The 19,489-nt window shown below is 55.0% G+C and carries 14 protein-coding genes; 10 read left to right on the forward strand and 4 right to left on the reverse strand.

Annotated features, from left to right (window positions below; all coding sequences use genetic code 11):
* Positions 1 to 45 precede the first annotated feature (45 nt).
* Positions 46 to 1,020 (reverse strand): TRAP transporter substrate-binding protein, encoded by a 975-nt coding sequence (locus tag ACUNV4_RS26875; RefSeq protein WP_430881750.1) that lies wholly within the window; start codon positions 1,018 to 1,020, stop codon positions 46 to 48.
* Positions 1,021 to 1,232: 212 nt separating this feature from the next.
* Here ACUNV4_RS26875 and ACUNV4_RS26880 point away from each other — a divergent pair, with 212 nt between their 5' ends.
* A complete protein-coding gene (locus ACUNV4_RS26880; protein ID WP_430881751.1) occupies positions 1,233 to 1,970 on the forward strand; it encodes a glucosamine-6-phosphate deaminase in 738 nt (245 codons plus the stop codon).
* A gap of 57 nt (positions 1,971 to 2,027) precedes the next feature.
* Here ACUNV4_RS26880 and ACUNV4_RS26885 read toward each other — a convergent pair whose 3' ends face one another.
* Entirely contained in the window at positions 2,028 to 3,194 is a 1,167-nt protein-coding gene (locus ACUNV4_RS26885) for an ROK family protein (protein ID WP_430881752.1), read from the reverse strand.
* 195 nt (positions 3,195 to 3,389) lie between these two features.
* On the opposite strand from ACUNV4_RS26885, the gene ACUNV4_RS26890 reads away from it, so the two are divergent.
* The 9 genes from ACUNV4_RS26890 to ACUNV4_RS26930 all read left to right on the forward strand — a co-directional run bounded on the left by ACUNV4_RS26890 (position 3,390) and on the right by ACUNV4_RS26930 (position 11,736).
* Entirely contained in the window at positions 3,390 to 4,388 is a 999-nt protein-coding gene (locus ACUNV4_RS26890) for an N-acetylglucosamine-6-phosphate deacetylase (protein WP_430881753.1), read from the forward strand.
* A 674-nt stretch (positions 4,389 to 5,062) separates the two neighbouring features.
* The gene (locus ACUNV4_RS26895; protein ID WP_430881754.1) at positions 5,063 to 5,722 is read left to right on the forward strand and encodes a TetR/AcrR family transcriptional regulator; all 660 of its coding nucleotides are present in this window, start codon (positions 5,063 to 5,065) and stop codon (positions 5,720 to 5,722) included.
* The gene (locus tag ACUNV4_RS26900; protein WP_430881755.1) at positions 5,719 to 6,492 is read left to right on the forward strand and encodes an ABC transporter ATP-binding protein; all 774 of its coding nucleotides are present in this window, start codon (positions 5,719 to 5,721) and stop codon (positions 6,490 to 6,492) included. Before ACUNV4_RS26895 ends, ACUNV4_RS26900 begins: the two co-directional genes overlap by 4 nt.
* A complete protein-coding gene (locus ACUNV4_RS26905; RefSeq protein WP_430881756.1) occupies positions 6,485 to 7,201 on the forward strand; it encodes an ABC transporter ATP-binding protein in 717 nt (238 codons plus the stop codon). Before ACUNV4_RS26900 ends, ACUNV4_RS26905 begins: the two co-directional genes overlap by 8 nt.
* Positions 7,198 to 8,061 carry a branched-chain amino acid ABC transporter permease gene (locus tag ACUNV4_RS26910; protein WP_430881757.1) on the forward strand — a complete coding sequence of 288 codons (864 nt, stop codon included), beginning with the start codon at positions 7,198 to 7,200 and terminating at the stop codon, positions 8,059 to 8,061. The genes ACUNV4_RS26905 and ACUNV4_RS26910 overlap by 4 nt, the downstream gene beginning before the upstream one ends.
* A complete protein-coding gene (locus ACUNV4_RS26915; RefSeq protein WP_430881758.1) occupies positions 8,058 to 8,972 on the forward strand; it encodes a branched-chain amino acid ABC transporter permease in 915 nt (304 codons plus the stop codon). The genes ACUNV4_RS26910 and ACUNV4_RS26915 overlap by 4 nt, the downstream gene beginning before the upstream one ends.
* A 33-nt stretch (positions 8,973 to 9,005) precedes the next feature.
* Complete coding sequence (locus ACUNV4_RS26920) at positions 9,006 to 10,202, forward strand: ABC transporter substrate-binding protein (RefSeq protein ID WP_430881759.1); 1,197 nt, start codon at positions 9,006 to 9,008, stop codon at positions 10,200 to 10,202.
* Between the two features lie 60 nt (positions 10,203 to 10,262).
* Positions 10,263 to 10,808 (forward strand): carboxymuconolactone decarboxylase family protein, encoded by a 546-nt coding sequence (locus ACUNV4_RS26925; RefSeq protein ID WP_430881760.1) that lies wholly within the window; start codon positions 10,263 to 10,265, stop codon positions 10,806 to 10,808.
* Between the two features lie 19 nt (positions 10,809 to 10,827).
* Positions 10,828 to 11,736 carry an MBL fold metallo-hydrolase gene (locus tag ACUNV4_RS26930; protein ID WP_430881761.1) on the forward strand — a complete coding sequence of 303 codons (909 nt, stop codon included), beginning with the start codon at positions 10,828 to 10,830 and terminating at the stop codon, positions 11,734 to 11,736.
* 51 nt (positions 11,737 to 11,787) lie between these two features.
* Here the strand turns inward: ACUNV4_RS26930 and ACUNV4_RS26935 are convergent, their stop codons facing one another.
* Entirely contained in the window at positions 11,788 to 16,929 is a 5,142-nt protein-coding gene (locus ACUNV4_RS26935) for a JDVT-CTERM domain-containing protein (RefSeq protein WP_430881762.1), read from the reverse strand.
* A gap of 552 nt (positions 16,930 to 17,481) precedes the next feature.
* Positions 17,482 to 19,239 carry a hypothetical protein gene (locus ACUNV4_RS26940; protein WP_430881763.1) on the reverse strand — a complete coding sequence of 586 codons (1,758 nt, stop codon included), beginning with the start codon at positions 19,237 to 19,239 and terminating at the stop codon, positions 17,482 to 17,484.
* Positions 19,240 to 19,489: the final 250 nt, after the last annotated feature.

Here is a 19,489-nt window from a genome sequence, read left to right on the forward strand (position 1 = left end):
TCTATTGCCCGCTATGGTCTGGTTCGTGACGCTGACTACAAGGTATCAGCGAGCTGCCTTGATGCGCTCGAGCAGCGGTGCAAGCTCTGGAAACTCGTCGTAGATCGGTTGGACGGCTTCCTGGAAAGGACCGTTGTCGATCTCCTGAACGGTTGCGCCATCGGCTTCCACGGTTTCACGTGCCTTGGTGTTGGCCTCTCGCATGATCTCGCGCTCGTACAGGGCTGCTTCGTGACCAGCCTTGATGAGCACATCCTGCAGTTCTGGCGCGAGGGAGTCGAACTTTGCCTTGTTCATCAGCAGCAAGGCAGGCGGGCTGAGATGCGCATCTTCGACATAGTTGGGTGCAACCTCATAGTGTCCCGATGTGTGGTAACTGACATAGTCGTTCTCTGCGCCGTCGATGACACCGGATTGCAGAGCTGAATAGACTTCACCGTAATTCATGGGAGTGGGTACGGCGCCGAGCAGCTCCATCATGCGAATGGAGATAGGGGCGGGTTGCACACGGATCTTCATGCCCTTCAGGTCTTCGATGCTTTTTACCGGTTTGCCTTCGACGGTATAGAAGGAGCGCGCGCCTGCATCCATGTAACCGAATCCCATCAAGCCGACATCATGCAGGTCTTCCAGTACATCCTTGCCGATGTCGCCATCGAGAACACGATACTTGTGATCCCAATCGCTGAATACATAGGGCAGAGTAAAGGCACTCATTGATGGGCTGACGTTGGCCAGAACCACGGAGTTGACCCGTGTCAAGTCGATGATGCCCACCTGCGCCTGTTCGATGGTTTCAGGCTCTTGCCCCAATTGCGCGCCAGCAAACACCTGAACGATCACTTCACCTTCCGAGTACTGTTCCACGAGATCGGCGAAGTGGTGCATGGCCACCGTCACGGGATTGGACTCAGGCTGGTTTTCTGCCAGGCGCAAGACGGTAGCAGCGTTGCTGACCTGGGGGATGGCCATGGCAGCAGCAATCAGTGCGCCGAGAGCAGTTTGGCGAATACTTTTCATGATTTGTCAGATCTGTTCACAAGGCGAAGCAGCCTGTCGGGAATATTCGGTCATTCTCCAATAGCTGTCAACTTAAAGAACGCTGATGGTTCAAAATAAGAATTGAAAAAAATGCTGAGTAAACATGAATGATGATAAAGTCGATATCAATTATGAACTATCAGGTTCGTTAATAGTATTCCTGTTTTTGGCGACTGAGCAATCGGAGAATCATGAGAGTCCAGATACACAATGACAAGCAGGCGCTTGGCAAGCATGCTGCGGAGGAAGGAGCGGCAGCAATACGAGAGGCCATTGCAGAGAAAGGGCATGCTGCCATCATCGTTGCAACGGGCGCCAGTCAGTTTGAAATGCTCGATGTGCTCGTAGAGTGTGATGTGAACTGGAGCTGTGTCACCGTCTTCCATCTGGACGAGTATGTGGGGCTTGGGGTCGATCACCCTGCGAGCTTCCGTCGCTATCTGCAGGAGCGCTTCGTCGAACGCGTGGCCGGGCTCAAGGAGTTCATTCCGGTCAATGCCGATGAAGAGGATCTGGACGCTGAGGTGCTCGCTCTGGGGCGGCGCATTGCGCAGGAGCCCATCGATGTCTGCTTTGCCGGCATCGGCGAGAATTGTCATCTGGCCTTCAATGACCCACCGGCCGATTTTGAAACCACATCACCGTATATCGTTGTCGAACTGGATGAAGATTGTCGTCGTCAACAGATGGGCGAGGGCTGGTTTGCTTCGCTGGAGGAGGTGCCGCGGCGCGCGGTATCAATGTCCATTCGCCAGATAATGGCGTCAAGCAAGATCATCCTGTCAGTACCTGACGAGCGCAAGGCGCGTGCCGTGAAGCATGCTCTGGAAGGTGAGGTCAGCAATCGTTTTCCTGCCTCCATCGTGCAAGAGCACGCTGATACGGTCATGCATCTGGACAAGGCCTCGGCCTCACTGTTGTCAGCGTAAAGACAATTTTCGACGCGCCGGGGTCAAGCTTGTACTGTATTGATGCAGACGCCCTTTTCAGCGTTGTTCATGTTGTAAGGAAGATTCCACCAACTGCTGGAGCCCTGATTCCAGTGGTTGGTGCAGGGCTCCTATGATCTCGTCCTGCATGCTCTCTGAATTGACAGAAACTCGAATACGCTCCTGATTGTCGAGTAGTGATGCGGACTCAAAAGCCATGATGAATTTGCTGAAGATCAGAGGGTTCTGGACGAAGGGTCCCGTCAGGATCACTCGGTCAGGAAACAGCAGTTTGCACAGATTGGTCGTGATTCTCAGCACTTGCTTCAACCCTTCGGTCAGGACAGGGCATTGCATGGGGTCGACCTTGCTCAATTGGTCGGCGACATCGTTTTCATTCAGGGCCATTGAAGGAAACGTCTTCTTGAGCTCTTCCCCTATGGCCCAGAGTGCAGCAACGGTCTCGAGACAATCGTGGTTACCACAGGTGCAGGGTTTGCCTTGAGCATTGCCGAGACTCCAGTGGCCAATCTCGCAGAAACGGCCTCTGCTCTTGTTGACGATGACACCGTCGGCGCTGTATGAAGCACCAATACCCTCGCCCCAATGCAGCAGCAGTGAATTTTCGTTTTTCGGGTGTTTTTCATTTATCTGGATGCCGGAAAGCTCTGCATCCAGGTTGCGTATGATGTCTATGTTGCAAGGCTGGTCCGACAAGGCCTCTTTCAGGTCCAGATTCTTGAGCTTTGGCCAGCGAGAGGTGAAGCACCATAGTGATTCCGGCTTGTTCAGTAGGCCTGAAATGGAGAGCGTGATGGTGCTCAGCTCGACCCCCTGGGGGAGTTGTTCCACGGTAGCGTGGACAAGTTTGCGGATGCAGTCAGCCATCGCCTTGTTGTCTGCATCAGGGGGTGGTGTGATCGATTGCTTGCCGATGACTCGGTATGTCAGGTCGACGGCATTGGCGACCAGGGTGCGATCCACTACACCAATGACGATGCCGGCCAGGCGCAGATGATTGAAACTCAGTGACGTGGCGGGTCTGCCTCGACCTCTTGGCGGCGTTGTGTTCTCACGCAGTACGTCCGCATGGACAAGATTGCCGACCAGTTCCGATACGGTGGTAGACCGAAGCGACAGTGCCTTGCGGATTTCCCGGCGAGTGGTTGCGAGCCCGGCGCGTACCAGTTCGGAAACCGCTTGCAGGTCTTCTATCTGGCTCATGCGCTCGTCTCGCTTGGAAAGAAGTGTGGTGGGTGCGTGGTGACCAGTGCCATCATGATATTTGAACGAAATCGGTCTAAATAGAATATCTGAAGCGGCTATTCGGTGATAATAGCTTAAAATACGTCGAATGATATTAAACCATAGTGTTCATATATATGTAATCATGCAGATCATGTATGGATCCAAGGCAACATGATGAAATCCCAAGGTCTGTTCGATCTGCAAGTCAACGGCTATGCGGGAGTCGATTTCAATGACTCGTCCATAACACCCGAGCGGCTCGATCACGCGCTTGAGGTCATGTTGACTGATGGAGTGACTGGCTGTCTGCCAACGTTGATAACGGCTCATCCCGAAGAGCTGGAACAGCGATTTCTGGCGTTGGATGCGGCAGTCGCGAACAGCAAGTTCGGAGCCACCATGGTTCCTGGTTATCACCTGGAAGGTCCCTTTCTGAATTCGGCTGAAGGTTACCGTGGATGCCATCCTCACGAAGCAATGACCGACCCTGATGTGGCGTTGGTCTCGCGTCTGGGAGTGCAGCTGCATAAACCGATTCTCCTGCTGACACTGGCACCGGAACGCGCCGGGTCTTGCGAGGCAATCAGGACGTTTCGTTCAATGGGAATTGTCGTTGCCATGGCCCATTCTCAGGCCGGATATGCGGACGTGGAAATGGCTGTCAATGCGGGTTTGACCGTGTCGACCCATCTGGGTAACGGGCTTCCGCAGCAACTCCACAAGGTTGAAAACACCTTGTTGGCACAGTTGGCTGAACCTCGCTTGATGGCTTGTTTCATCGCCGATGGATTACACCTGTCGCCCAACGCCTTGACCGCGATGTTGCGCCTCAAGACTCATGATCGTTGTATTCTGGTGACAGATGCCGTGCTTGCCGCGGGAGCCGCACCCGGCAATTATTCCTTCGCTGGCATGCCGGTGGTTCTGGATGAGCAGGGCACAGTCAGGCAGCCCGGCGCCGCCTCCCTGGCAGGTTCTGCCCTGCGACTGGACCAAGCCGTGCGCAATGTATGTGAATGGTCCGGGGTGCCCTCAGCGACCGCAGTTGCCATGGCGTCAATTCATCCGCGCAGAGCCTTAGCGTTTGCGCTCGAGTTTCATTCCATCACACTGCGCGTAGGTGAGCTTGCCTGGAATTCAGCAATGCAGCCGCAATTGCAATCCATTTAAGAGAGCCGTTCAGGCAGCGATTGTTGGCTGGTGCGGCGGTAATCTGTGGCCAAGGCGACAGATTCAAGATTTTATTGTCGCGCTCTTTGCTGATCATTTACCCGTATCGACGAAGTAGTCGAGTCGCTGTTACCGACCTGTATGGGCTGTCTCCCGTCGCAATTTGGCATGACCGAATCAAGCAGGGGTCATCGTGGAATCCGCACCAGGCTGATGCGCGCCATTCGGCACCGGTCATACCCCTGTTGAAATTCGTGGTTTCCCGTCCGCCTGAGTGATGAGACGCTGCCCGCGGGCAGAAGCTCGTTACGAGGTGCGCTGATAGTCTGCATGGGGCAGGTATGCCTTTTCGGTTGGCTCGATTCGCGGCTGTCACGTAGCTAAGTCACCGTGCCAACTTTTCAGCACCATTCTGGTTGGTCCTGTGCTTCATTGCGGGGCACTGATGACTGCAGTGAGTTCCTGCCGCGCAACTCTATCTGACAATACAAGCTGATATCGCGCAATCTTGTGCAAGGTCTGTCTCCTCAAATGTCCTTCAGAGGGCGCTTTCTCGGCAGAATCCCCCCTTCCAATTCTCCGAAAAAGCGTGTAGAACTGAGTCATCACAAACAAACAATCAATGCTGTTTGTAAGTTGAGGTCATATGTTGCCTATGAGAGAGCGAGTCATCCATGTCCGATGAGAAACAGCAAACGGCGGAAAAAGGCAGTACTGACAAGGGTGTTGTGCGTCGAACCCAGACAGAGCGCTCAGCTGAAACCATCGACGCTTTACGGCGTGCAACCATCGCTCTGATGAGTGAGGTGGGTTTCGTGAACATGACCACTACCAGTATTGCAAAGCGTGCCGGGGTGTCGCGCGGTGCGATGTTGCATCACTTCAGTAGCAAGGTGGCCTTGGTGATGTACGCCACTGGTGAAATGTGGAACGGCGTCGTTGTCGCGACCGATGCGCTGCGAGCGGAATGTGACCCAGACAAGCCTGACCCCAGGATGTTTGTCGATGCACTATGGGATGGGGCCATGGCCGAAACCCATGTATCAGTCACGGTTGACATGACCCTGGCAGCACGCGGGAATCCGGAACTCAAGGCCCATCTGGATTCCTGGGTAGGACGCATGTTCAAGAGCTATAACGCAGCGGGTCGTCGCGCCTTTGGCAAGGCCGGCTTGTCGAACAAGGAGTGTGATGCCTTGATTGCCACCATTGCCTCAACCTTGCGTGGACAACGCGTTGCGCAGATGTTCTCACCCAATCCGGCAGCCTCTCGTGCCGTTCGCGCGATGTTGACACAGCTGTTGACCGATCGACTCGAGAGGGCGGTAGCATGAGCGTCATGCTGTCTGCCAGTGGATTGTCCCGACGTTTCGGCGGTGTTCAGGCCGTCAGCGATATGGGGCTGGAAGTTGAAACAGGTTCCATCACGGGGCTGATAGGGCCGAACGGCGCGGGGAAATCCACGCTGTTCAATCTGTTGAGTGGTGTCATACGTCCGCAAGCCGGCAAGGTATTGTACAAGGGGCAGGATGTGACTCGAATGGCCCCTTACAAGCGCGCCAGACTGGGCATGATAAGAACATTCCAGTTGTCCAGAGAATTCGGACGACTGACGGTACTTGAAAATCTGATGCTCTCCCCGCAACAGCAATTGGGCGAGCAGCTGTTCCCATTGTTTGCCAAGCCCAGAGCGGTCGCACAGTCCGACAATGGAGTGTACGAGCGTGCTCTGGAAGTCATGGATATAGCAGCACTGACACCACTGCGTGACCAATACGCTGCGGATCTGTCCGGGGGCCAGAAGAAGCTGCTGGAGCTGGCTCGAACACTGATGATCGAATGTGATCTGATCCTGCTGGACGAGCCGGGAGCAGGTGTCAACCCTGCATTGATGGGAACCCTGATGGACATGATCCGACGCTTGAATTCCGACTACGGAAAGACATTCCTGATCGTCGAACATGACATGGATCTGATCGGCAAGCTCTGTAATCCTGTTGTCGTGATGACGGAGGGAAGTTATCTGTCGGCAGGGCCTTTTGAACAGATCAGGGAAGATCCGCGTGTCATCGAGGCTTATCTTGGAGGCGTATTTCTTGACTGAAGCAATCTTGTACGTGTCCGGCTTGCGCTCGGGTTATGGGCGCACGGTAATCTGTGATGACATCTCCCTGCAAGTGTCAGCAGGACAGATCACGTGCATCATCGGACCAAATGGTGCGGGGAAATCAACACTATTGAAAACCATTGCCGGTGTAGTGCCAGCTATGGATGGCAGTATTCGCGTAGCGGGTGCCGAGATGGCGGGTCTGCCAGCTGCACGAGTCGCTGGATCAGGCATGGCCTACGTTCCGCAGGAGGCCAATGTCTTTCGCGCATTGACGACTCACGAGAATCTGGCCATGGGCGGTTGGCAGGATGAGGCACGAACACAGGCAGCGCGCGACAGGATCTACGATATGTTCCCCGATCTGAAACCACTGGCTCGTGTTCCGGCGGGTAATCTGTCGGGCGGCCAGCGTCAGATGGTGGCCTTCGGGATGGCCCTGATGCTGGAGCCACAGGTACTGCTGCTTGATGAACCGTCAGCGGGGCTGTCTCCCTTGATGGTTGGTGAGATGTTCGAAACGGTTCGTCGAGTCAACGCCGAAGGTGTCGCCATCCTCATGGTGGAGCAGAATGCGCTGCAGGGATTGAAGACCGCCCACGAAGGGATTGTCATGGCCGCTGGACGTATAGCCATGCAGGGGGCCGCATCGGAACTGTTGAACTCGGCGGATGTTTCCGAACTCTATTTGGGGTCGCGTATATGAATCTGCAGATATTCGTCAATGCTCTGGTGAATGCCGCTTTGATAGCACCGCCGGCAATGGCGTTCTCCTTGCTGTTTGGTGTTCTTAAGTTTCCGAACTTTGCCATCGGTGGCTACATCACCGTAGGTGCATTCGCTGCCTATACCTTCAATGTTCCGCTGGGGTTGCCTTTGCCTCTGGCAACGCTTGGCGCCATGCTCTTCACGGGATTCGTCGTTTGGTTGGCCCATGTATGGGTGTTCAAACCCATGCAGGATCAGTCCGCGGTGACTTTGCTGGTCGTGTCGATTGCGCTGACGCTGATTCTGGAGAGTGTGGTGCGTTTGTTCTTTTCAGCCGACGTACGTGGATTCGATATTCCGCTGGAGCGGCCCTGGAAGTTCTGGGGTGCGCGGATCACCAGGGAGCAGGTAGAGATCATCGCCTGCGCTGTGGTGCTGGCGACAGGCTTGCATGTGTTGCTCCGCCATACGCGTACAGGCCGTGCCATGCGGGCAGTCGCAGACAACCCGATGCTGGCCGCCATCCGCGGTGTCGATGCAGCGAAAATCACGGCACTGACCACGGTCCTGTGCGGTGCCATATTCGGGTTGACCGGTGTGTTTGCAGGGCTGGATCTGGTGATTGAACCTCTTGTGGGCTGGAATCTGACCATCCCGATTTTCGCAGCCGCGATACTGGGGGGTATCGGGTCCCCCTATGGGGCCATTCTCGGCGCCTTGTTGCTGGGGCTGGCTGAGGAGCTGACCATTCTGGTTCTGCCATCGACCTACAAGATAGCGGTCGGTTTCGTGATCATTGCCATCTTTCTGCTGTTACGGCCGCAGGGTCTGTTCGGCACAGCTGAGATAAAGAAATGAGCGCATATCTGGTATCAATGGCCACCTACGCTGGCTTTTTCATGATTCTTGCCCTGGCCTTGAACCTGCAGTGGGGGTTGACAGGCATGGTCAATTTCGGGATTGCGGGCTTCTATGCGTTGGGTGCCTATACGTCGGGATTGCTGTCGGCTAAGGCTGGTTGGCCACTCGGTTTGAGCATTCCGATGGCCATAGCCGCGGGGTTTGCCGCGGGTGGTCTGGTGGCACTGCTGTCAATGCGCTTGCGAGAAGACTTCCTTGCCATTGTCACGCTGGGAGTCGGTGAAGTCATCCGGCTGCTTGTGCTGAACGAAGATCAGATCACCGAGGGGCCACGAGGCTTGCGCATCGAGGCTCAGCCCTTTCAATCGCTGGTAGCACCAGAGAACTACCCTGTGTTCTATCTGGCATTTGTTGCCTTCTTCGTCGCCATTACCTACTGGATCTGCGAGCGCATTCGCGAGGCTCCCATGGGGCGTACCTTGCGCGCCATACGCGAAGATGATGTGGTGGCCGGTGTACTGGGCAAGAACGTGTTTCGTCATCGCATTCAGATCTTCGCCATTGGTGGCGGTTTCATGGGGCTCGCGGGTGCGCTGTATGCGCATTATTCGCAGAACATCAGTCCGGAAGTCTTCATGCCCACGGTGGCCATGTTCATCTGGATGTCAGTGATTGTCGGTGGCGCAGGAAACAACCGAGGTCTGCTGATCGGTGCGGGGACGGTGATCATGTTCCTGGAAGGCACCCGCTTTTTCGGAGATGTCCTGCCATGGCTGGATGCGGAAACCATGAGTTCAGTGCGCATCATCACCATCGGACTGCTGCTGATTGTCACCTTGCGCCTGCGGCCAAGAGGGTTGCTGCCAGAACCGAAATTTACCTACACAAAAGACAATATCGCTGGATAACCTGAAAAGGAGATAGACAAGATGAGCTTTCACATGAATCGCCGTAGCTTCCTGGCAGCAAGTACTGCCGCGCTTCTGGTTCCCTCATTCCTGCGTGCTCAGGAGAGTGACATCGCCATTGGTTCCCTGACGCCCAATACCGGCGGAGGCGCACCCTTCGGTCCTAACATTACCGCAGCACACAAACGCGTGGTGGATGCCGTCAATGCTGCTGGTGGCATACTCGGCAGGCAAGTACGCCTGTTTCAGGAGAATTCCGAAACCAACCCCGAAACCGCCGTGCGGGCCGCTGACAAGCTGATCAATGTCAATGGCGTGTGCGCCATCGTTGGTACGTTCTCTTCATCCGTGACGCTGGGCGTCATGCCCAAATGCCAGGCGGCCAATGTCGTACAGATGTGCACCTCTTCTTCATCCGATATTCCGGTAGCAGATGAGAAGGGTCTGGTGTTCAACTTCCAGCCACTGTCTCCAATCTGGGGGCGTGCCATCGGTGAACTGGTCAAGTCCAGAGGCATCGAGACCTATGGTCTGATGGCTTTGAACAACGACTTCACCCGGTCCATGATGGATGGTTTCATCGAGATCGTGGGTGAGGATGCGCTGCTCAACGAACCGTTCTACTACAATGCGCAGCAGTCGAGTTACCGCTCGGAAGTCACTCAGCTGATCGAGAAGAACCCACAGGCTGTGTTCGTTCCATCCTATGTCACCGACTTCACGGCTGTCTACAAGGAGCTCTATCGTCAGGGCTACGAAGGCACGGTCATTACCACCTCATTGGCCACCGGACCTCAGTTCAAGGAGGCCATCGGTGGAGCGGCAGAAGGGATCATCCACGGATTTCCGGTTCCCGCCATCAATTCGTCTGCCTACAAGGAATACCTGCTGGAAGCCGGGCTTGATGAATCCGATTCCGTGCAACATCCGTTTGGAACAGCAGGTCGTGATCAAATGACTACCCTGTTGCTGGCAATTGAAAAGGCTGGTAGCACGGCAGGGCCGGACATTGCAAAAGCCGTGTGGGAGGTGACCACCGGTGAGGGCAAGACGACTGTCTACAATCTGGCAGATGGACTGGCAGCGTTGCGTGCGGGCGAGGAGATCAACTACTCCGGAGCGTCCGGCTCGATCGAATTCGACGAAGAAGGTATGGTCTTGGGCCGAGATTTTCAGCTATCCGAGATTCGTGATGGCGAAGATGTTGTCATCGAACGCCTCGAATACTGATAAGCAATCGGGGAGCGCAGTCGTTGTCGCTCCCCGCACCAGAAACAAGGAGTCTGAATAATGGCACGTGTCAGTGATGTTGATGTTTCGCAGGTACCGGAGGATGTACGTCCGATTTACGAGCGTTATGCTCGGGAATACGGTCCGTTTCTGAATCAGGTGCGTGTGTTTGCTCATCGCCCGGCGGCATTGAAGCACATCATGGGCTTGCTTCTGGAGTTGCATGACGATGCGATTCTGTCCAAGCGTTATCTGGAGATTGCGCTGGTCGTGGTGTCCACGATCAATCGCTGCGAATACTGTATCGCGCACCACGCTCCTCGTGCTCTGGAACACGGCCTCAGTGCGGAGGCCATTGGCGACATTCTGAGCGAGTCGCCAGACGGGTTCGATGAAGTGGATCTGCTGGTGCGTGATTATGCGGTGCAGGTGACCAATGACTTCAACAGAATGCGCGATGGTGTCTTCATCGAGTTGAAAAAGCATTTCAGTGAAGAGCAGATCGTCGAGTTGACGTTACGAATTGCCTTGTGCGGCTTTTTCAATCGCTTCAATGATGCCTTGCAGATAGAAATGGAAGAGGGGGTAGAGCGCACCCTCATCTGAGGCAAGCCCGAGAAACAGCATGAGAGATCGCAGCAAGGAAGGACTTTGGGCCTGGAAACAGAGCGAAAACAACAACCGGATGATTGCCCTCCAGAGTGAAGAGCAATCGCAGGAAGCAGGAACGAAAACCATCAAGTTGGCATACTTTGGTGGGTCCTGCTTTCGAATCACTACGCCTGCCGGCTTGTCGTTGATGATCGACCCGTGGCGCAATCCACCCTGGGGCGGTTGGGACTGGTATCTCTACGATTTTCCGCGTTGCGAGGTAGATATCGGCCTGTCAACACATGCGCATTTCGATCACGACAACCTGCATTCACTGCATGCCAGTACGCTGATCGACAGACTGGTTGGGCGGTTCGAATTTGCTGATGCCGTAATTTCAGGTATTGCGGACAAACACGTCTCTGACTCCACACATGGCGTATATGACTGGGCAGGCTTGACGCGAAAGCTGACAGCGATGGAAACTGTTCCTCCCGATAACTGGCGATCGTTTGACAACTCCATACTTGTCATCGAAACGGCTGGTTTACGTATCCTGCATTGGGGCGACAACCGACCCAATCCACCGCAGGCTGTCTGGGATGCTCTGGGTAAAATCGATATTGCACTATTACCGATCGACGGTTCGCAACATGTACTGAGCTATGAGCAGGTTGCTCAGGTTCGTGACAGATTGAACGCACGAATCACCATTCCTCATCACTATTTCGTCTGGAATGTGACTCATCGTGCATCAACGCTGCTGCCACCCGATGAATGGATGGCCAGTCAGTCGAATGCTCATTATACCGACGCTGGTGAGATTCTACTGAGTGTCGAACAGGTGAGATCGACGGACAGTCAAGCACTCTGTTTCGGTGAGAAAGTCTGTTTTGATCCTGCCGCAGAGTTGGCCAGAAAATCCGTCGCAGCAGGTGCATAGTTCTCTGGAAAAAATCTGCAGGTAGCCGAGTTACTCAGGCAGGGCCATGGGTCATTGACTGGCATCGATACTCGGCAAGGCGTCTCTTGCCGAGTTCGAGTCGGATTGCAACGTTGTGCCTCGGCGTGTCATCAGTACGCCAAAGGCAATCAGTGCCAGAAGTGGTAGTACCGGGTCAGGGGATCCTGTAGTTCGGGCTTTGATGGAACAACCGGATCCGGAAAGACCCGTGTGAATCACGAGTTCAGGTGTTGCCGAGGCAATATCCGGACTGTTGACTTGCTCATAGTCTGGAATACCATTGTTGTCCGAGTCCGGTAATTCCCCTGTGATACCGGCACCATCATTCTGGTAGTTGGCGAATCCGTCGCCATCCAGATCCGGATCAAAATCGTCGATGATGCCATCTGAATCGGTATCGAGTGAGTCGTGGTTGAAGTCCGAATCAGCCTTGTCATCAATTCCGTCGGCATCAGAATCGTTGCCCAGCGTGAAATCCACATCCACACTATCTGGAATACCGTCCTGGTCCTGGTCGGCGAGGCTGTCAACGATTCCATCGTTATTCAAATCTTCTCCTCCAGCTTCCACGAGATCCAGAATGCCGTCGCCATCGGAGTCGATGTCACGAAAGTTGGGAGAGCCGTCGTTGTCGATATCGTCGGGTACGACGCGTGTGAACCGGCTTTCCAGGGAGTCATCCAACCCATTTTCATTGGCATCCGAGAATCCGTCGACGATACCGTCACGGTTTCGGTCCGCCAGTGTGCCCTGAGTTTCCATCGTATCCGACAAACCATCGTTATCACTATCGCGGTCACGATAATCGGGAACTCCGTCAGCATCGAAGTCCTGAACCGGCAAGTGAACCGATTGCAGCTCATCATTAAAGCGATTGTCGTTGATATCATCGGCTCCGTCGAACACCGCATCATCGTTGATGTCATTGCTGCGAGCCTCCAGAGCATCAGTCAAGCCATCGTTATCGCTATCAAGGTCTCGTGCATCAATGACACCATCGCCGTCGGTGTCTCTGGGGTTCGAAGGCGTCTTGCCGGCTTCCTGGCTGTCGAGTATTCCGTCATTGTCACTGTCCAGATCGGATATGTCGGGAATGCCGTCCTGATCACTGTCCTGAGGTGTTGCCGGAGAACTGCCGGCTTCGATCGCATCCGGGATACCATCGTTATCCGAATCCCAGTCCACGACATCGGGAATACCATCATTGTCGGTATCAACTGCGCCTTCAATGGTATCCGGCAGACCGTCATTATCGGAGTCCGTGTCTCGATAGTCCGGGAGCCCGTCTTCATCGGAGTCCATATTGCCCTCCAGGCTATCAGGCAATGAATCTCCGTCGGAATCGGTATCCAGATAGTCGGCGACTCCGTTGCCGTCGGTGTCGACGGGTGAGTCGGGACTGTTTCCGGCTTCCAGTGAATCTGCAAGCGTGTCGCCATCCGAATCGATATCCATGAAATTGGGTATGCCATCGCCATCGGTATCGAGAATGCCTTCCATGCGATCAGGAATGCCATCGCCATCGCTATCCGAATCCAGGAAATCCGGAATGCTGTCTCCATCGGTGTCGGTATCCAGACCGGCACCACTTTCGCTGATGTTGGCAATGCCATCGCCGTCGATATCGCTGTCCAGATAGTCGGGTATGCCGTCTCCGTCGGCATCGCCCTGGCCGAATGAATCGGGAATGCCGTCATTGTTGGAGTCCGGGTCATTGGCATCGGGGATACCGTCGCCATCGCTGTCGGTAATCCCTTCGTCGGCATCGCTGATTCCGTCATTGTCACTGTCCGGATCTCGAAAATCGGGTAGGCCGTCTTGGTCAGTGTCCAGCGGATGTGCCAAGTCTGACCCAACCTCTACCGAGTCGTTGATGCCATCGGCATCACTGTCGAGATCCACGCGATCATCGGCGCCATCGAGGTCTGTGTCGATGCTGTTTTCGAGAGCATCGGCAATGCCATCGCCATCGCTATCGGTGTCAAGGTAATCGGCCAGGCCATCGGCGTCACTGTCCACCATGCCTTCGATGGCGTCGGGGACGGTATCGGCGTCCGAGTCCGTGTCCAGATAATCCGGTTGACCATCCGCATCCGAGTCGACCGGTGCAGTCGGGTTGGACCCCATCTCCAGGGCATCGCCAATGCCATCGCCATCGCTGTCGATATCCAGGAAGTTGGGGCTGCCATCACCATCAGCATCACCTGAACCGTCAATGATATCGGTGATGCCATCGTCGTCGCTGTCACTGTCCAGATAGTTGGGATTGCCGTCGCCATCGGTATCGGCGGCAGTTTCGGTAGCATTCGCCAGTCCGTCGCCATCAATGTCATCATCGAGGTAGTTGGCGATACCGTCATTATCCAGGTCACCGTTGCCGGCCAGTTTATCGGCAATGCCGTCGTTGTTGGAATCCGGATCGAGCGTGTTGGGTATTCCATCGCCATCGGTATCGACGAGGCCTTCCTCTGCATCAGGGATACCGTCGTTATCCGAGTCGAGATCCAGATAATCGGGCGTACCATCGGAATCGGTGTCTTGCTGAACGAAGGGTTCGCTACCGGCTTCGACACTGTCATTGATGCCATCGCCATCGCTGTCCGGATCGATGTAATCACGGGCGCCATCAAGGTCATTGTCCATTGGATGGCTCGGGTCTGATCCTGCTTCAGTGGCGTCAGGGATACCGTCATTATCCGAATCGAGATCACGGTAATCGTGTATACCGTCGCTGTCAGAGTCGACAGCTCCTTCAATGGTTTCAGGTATGCCATCGTTGTCCGAATCGGTATCCCTGAAGTCGGCAGTTCCATCGCCATCGGTATCGAGTGCGCCTTCGGCTACATCGGCAATGCCATCGTTGTCCGAATCGAGGTCCTTGTAATCGGGGGTGCCATCACTGTCAGTATCGATCAGGGCACCTTCAAAAGTTTCGAAGCGATCCGAAATACCATCACTGTCACTATCGGTATCGCGGTAATCAGGAACATCGTCTAGATCGGTATCAGTGAATCTTCCTTCCTCGGCATCAGGGATCAGATCGCCATCGGAGTCGGCTGTACAGCCAGTGCCGAAGGTTGTTGGAGAGCAATTGTCGTTATCATTGAGATCTCTCTGATCAGGTACACCATCACCATCGGTATCATCTGTTGCTGACTCCAGATAATCGGGGGTGCCATCACCATCGGTATCCGTAAGCTCTCCCTCAACACTGTCGGGTGTGCCATCTTCATCGGTGTCTGTGGTACAGCCCGTGCCGAACTGCGAGGGCAGGCAGGCATCGTCGTTGGTGGGGTCGTCCTGGTCTGATACGCCATCACCGTCTGTGTCGGTGGATGAAGATTCCTGGTAATCAGGCGTGCCGTCACCATCAGTGTCAGTAAGCTCCCCCTCAACACTGTCGGGTGTGCCATCTTCATCAGTGTCTGTGGTACAGCCCGTGCCGAACTGGGAGGGCAGGCAGGCATCGTCGTTGGTCGGGTCGTCCTGATCAGACACACCGTCACCGTCGGTATCGGTGGAAGAGGACTCCTGGTAGTCCGGTGTGCCGTCACCATCAGTGTCAGTCGACTCGCCTTCGACATTGTCCGGCGTACCGTCTTCGTCAGTGTCTGTGGCGCAGCCGGTGCCGAATTGGGAGGGCAAACAGGCATCAGTATTGGTCGGGTCGTCCTGATCGGATACACCGTCACCGTCGGTGTCTACAGTGGAAGATTCCTCGTAGTCAGGCGTTCCGTCACCATCGGTATCGGTTGATTCTCCTTCAACGCTATCTGGGGTACCGTCTTCGTCAGTATCGGTATTACAGCCGGTACCAAATTGCGAAGGCAGGCAAGCATCGTCGTTGGTGGCGTCGTCCTGGTCAGGCACACCATCACCATCGGTATCGCTGGATGAAGACTCCTGATAGTCGGGCGTGCCGTCACCATCAGTGTCAGTCGATTCCCCTTCGACACTGTCGGGCGTGCCATCTTCATCGGTGTCTGTGGTGCAGCCCGTGCCGAACTGAGAGGGCAGGCAGGCATCATTATTGGTCGGATCGTCCTGATCAGACACACCGTCACCATCGGTATCGGTGGATGAGGATTCCTGATAGTCGGGAATGCCGTCACCATCAGAGTCAGTCGATTCCCCTTCGACACTGTCGGGCATGCCATCTGAATCGGTATCGGTGGTACAGCCGGTGCCGAACTGTGAAGGCAGACAAGCATCATTATTTGTGGGATCGTCCTGATCAGACACACCATCACCGTCGGTATCGGTAGATGAGGATTCCTGATAGTCAGGCGTGCCGTCACCATCAGTGTCAGTCGACTCTCCTTCGACGCTATCCGGCGTGCCATCAGCATCGGTATCGGTGGTACAGCCGGTGCCGAACTGTGAAGGCAGACAAGCATCATTATTGGTCGGGTCGTCCTGATCAGACACACCATCACCGTCGGTATCGGTAGATGAGGATTCCTGATAGTCAGGCGTGCCGTCACCATCAGTGTCAGTCGACTCTCCTTCGACGCTATCCGGCGTGCCATCAGCATCGGTGTCGGTAGTACAGCCCGTGCCGAACTGGGAGGGCAAACAGGCATCATTATTGGTCGGATCATCCTGATCGGATACACCATCACCATCGGTGTCGGCGGAAGAGGACTCCTGGTAATCCGGTGTGCCATCACCGTCTGTGTCAGTGAGTTCCCCCTCTACACTGTCGGGCATGCCATCTGAATCGGTATCGGTGGTACAGCCGGTGCCGAACTGTGAAGGCAGACAAGCATCATTATTGGTCGGGTCGTCCTGATCAGACACACCATCACCGTCGGTATCGGTAGATGAGGATTCCTGATAGTCAGGCGTGCCGTCACCATCAGTGTCAGTCGACTCTCCTTCGACGCTATCCGGCGTGCCATCAGCATCGGTGTCGGTAGTACAGCCCGTGCCGAACTGCGAAGGCAAGCAAGCGTTGTTGTTGTTGGCGTCAGACTGATCGGGTACGCCGTCACCGTCAGTATCATTTACGGAGGACTCCTGATAATCGGGAGTGCCATCATTGTCACTATCTGACGTCGGTCCTTCAACGCTATCGGGCGAGCCGTCGGAATCGGTATCAGTCGAACACCCATTGCCGAACTGTGAAGGCAGGCAGGCATCATTATTGGTCGGATCATCCTGATCAGACACACCATCACCGTCGGTGTCCGTGGACGAGGACTCCTGATAGTCAGGAGTGCCATCACCATCGCTGTCGGTGAGTTCGCCTTCGACACTATCGGGTGTGCCGTCTCCGTCCGTGTCGGTGGTACAGCCGGCCCCGAATTGCGATGGCTGGCAGGGATCGGCAGGCGTGTCAGTGGGGTCAGCCTGGTCGTTTACACCGTCACCATCGGAATCGGCGGATGAGGATTCCAGATAATCCGGCGTACCATCACCATCGCTGTCGGTGAATTCACCTTCGACACTGTCCGGCGTTCCATCCGCATCCGTATCGGTGGTACACCCGCTACCGAACTGCGAAGGCAGGCAGGCATTGTTGTTGTTGGCGTCAGACTGATCGGGTACTCCATCACCGTCGGTATCGGTGGATGAGGACTCCTGATAGTCGGGTGCGCCATCATTGTCACTATCGGAAAACTCTCCTTCAACACTGTCGGGAGTACCATCAGCATCGGTATCGATCGTGCAGCCATTGCCGAATCGGGAAGGCTGGCAGACATCATTGTCGGTTGGATCGGACTAATCGCTTACACCATCGCCATCTTCATCGGCATTGGCTGGCGCGGGTAGGACATCCGGTATACCGTCAGCGTTCAGGTCGTAGGCTTCGATTTGATCTGAAACGCCGTCATTATCACTATCAGTGTCACGGAAGTCCGCTTGATCCAGGCCGTCGCTGTTCACGATTATCAAAACGCTGCCACCATCATCCGGATCGTAGGCGTCATCCAGACCGTCACCATCGGTATCGATGCCGGTTGGTGCTACGTAGTTCGAGAATGTCTGGGCTTCGATGTTGTCGACAATGCCGTCATTGTCAGAGTCGATGTCAAGCGAGTCATTCATGCCGTCGAAATCAGTATCGAGGCCAGTTTCATCGACATCGGGTATGCCATCATTGTCATCATCTTCATCGAGCAGGTCGAGTACTCCATCACCATCGGTGTCGATGGGTGGTGTGCCGACGACCAGGGTCGCAACAGCTGCTGCATCGTCGCTCGTATCTGTCGTGGTATCGATTTGAGTCAGCCCGATGCGGGCCAGTGACCTGTTGTCATAGGGGCCATCCGGGATTGTGCTATAGCTCACATCGTAGGTGAATGACGCTGTGGTTGACGCGGGAACGAGAAACGGTCCTGCCCAATCGTGCAATCTGGATGATCTGGTCAGTTTCGAGTCAGGGTAGGAGATGCCATTGAAAGTGGCTGAGTTGCTTACGTAAGTGATGAATCCCGTAACAGGTCTGGGCAGGTTCTCGAGAATGCTCCGCAATTCAACATCGGCACCACCGGTGTTGCTCAGTTGTACGGTATAGGTTGTGGTTCCACCACCTGAGTCCAGAATGGCCGGATCCACAGTTGTAGCAATACTGACGAAATTCTCTACTGGCTGAATGGGTGGGTATGAGTTGGCGTCGATATTTCCGGTATGCTGGAGAATGCCGAGATTACTGTGGTAGTTGACCGGAACTATGGCACTTGACGCGGTGTTTGGCCCTGCTACGAGGAAGCGGAACGTGCTCGTATAGCTGGAGTCCACACTGTTGAGGCCGGAAAGATAGAGTGTGTCGGAGGCACTCAGAGTATTACCACCGGACATCTCGATTGACGTGCTGACCAACTGCAGGCTGTCTGCTGGCCAATCGGACAGAACGGCCGGCGTTGCCGCAAAGGCACCACCTGCGCTGCCTGTGCTGCCAGTCACCGTGACTGACAGGGTACTACCGAGTGCTGGTGCTCCGGGGCTGACGACAATCGAATCAACCGTGCTGGCGTTGTTGCCAGCGGTATCAATGGAATCGAGCAGGAACTGAACAGCGAAGCCATTCTGCACGCCACTGCCATCTCCGGAGCCTCCGAGAGTTACTGGCGTTGCCAATAATTGCGTTCCTGTACCACCCAGAGTCGAGGGAATACCATTGTAAACGGTAACGTCGTGAGTCTCTCCACTGGTTACCGCACTCGCTTGCAGGTAGATGAATGCGGTGGTCGTCTGACCGACAGCCAGAGGGCCAAGTGATACAAAGCCGTCCTCCCCTGACCCCGTGCTGATAATCGATCCCGAGAAGTTCTCGGTACCCACCCAGAGATCCGTGATGTCCGAGCTGCTGTTGTTGGTGATCTGGTAAGCGGCGTACATTCCGACGAAGCCGGCGCTACTAGCGACATGAATCGTAGGGGATGACATCCTGTCCACGTCGACGGCTGCATGTGCATGTGACAGGAATCCCAGAATGATCAACGCGAGACCTATCGCTCGGCTGATGCGGAATCTCACTGAATTCCTTCCACGAGAAACCATGCTTTCACATGTGCATTTTTTATCAATCATTGAACGCCCGGCATGCGTGGGCGCTGTTCAGTAGGCGCCTCGGTTAGGCCGGAATCCGAGCAAGTAACGCTCCACCGGTATGGCTGTTCAACGATAATCAGACGTACGTCAACGTTACAGAATCTGTTTGTTATTCAGTTTCTTGGCGCATATCTCTTTCTTGCCGGGCAGGGGGATTTGAACAATGAATCCTTCT

The organism is Granulosicoccus sp. 3-233, from assembly GCF_052681095.1.

What these genes read in the sequence shown, in the direction of transcription:
- ACUNV4_RS26930 (WP_430881761.1), top strand. Translation starts at nt 10,828, where the DNA reads ATGAGAGATCGCAGCAAGGAAGGACTTTGGGCCTGGAAACAGAGCGAA.
- ACUNV4_RS26875 (WP_430881750.1), bottom strand. Translation starts at nt 1,020, where the DNA reads ATGAAAAGTATTCGCCAAACTGCTCTCGGCGCACTGATTGCTGCTGCC.
- ACUNV4_RS26885 (WP_430881752.1), bottom strand. Translation starts at nt 3,194, where the DNA reads ATGAGCCAGATAGAAGACCTGCAAGCGGTTTCCGAACTGGTACGCGCC.
- ACUNV4_RS26900 (WP_430881755.1), top strand. Translation starts at nt 5,719, where the DNA reads ATGAGCGTCATGCTGTCTGCCAGTGGATTGTCCCGACGTTTCGGCGGT.
- ACUNV4_RS26910 (WP_430881757.1), top strand. Translation starts at nt 7,198, where the DNA reads ATGAATCTGCAGATATTCGTCAATGCTCTGGTGAATGCCGCTTTGATA.
- ACUNV4_RS26880 (WP_430881751.1), top strand. Translation starts at nt 1,233, where the DNA reads ATGAGAGTCCAGATACACAATGACAAGCAGGCGCTTGGCAAGCATGCT.
- ACUNV4_RS26925 (WP_430881760.1), top strand. Translation starts at nt 10,263, where the DNA reads ATGGCACGTGTCAGTGATGTTGATGTTTCGCAGGTACCGGAGGATGTA.
- ACUNV4_RS26895 (WP_430881754.1), top strand. Translation starts at nt 5,063, where the DNA reads ATGTCCGATGAGAAACAGCAAACGGCGGAAAAAGGCAGTACTGACAAG.
- ACUNV4_RS26915 (WP_430881758.1), top strand. Translation starts at nt 8,058, where the DNA reads ATGAGCGCATATCTGGTATCAATGGCCACCTACGCTGGCTTTTTCATG.
- ACUNV4_RS26920 (WP_430881759.1), top strand. Translation starts at nt 9,006, where the DNA reads ATGAATCGCCGTAGCTTCCTGGCAGCAAGTACTGCCGCGCTTCTGGTT.
- ACUNV4_RS26890 (WP_430881753.1), top strand. Translation starts at nt 3,390, where the DNA reads ATGATGAAATCCCAAGGTCTGTTCGATCTGCAAGTCAACGGCTATGCG.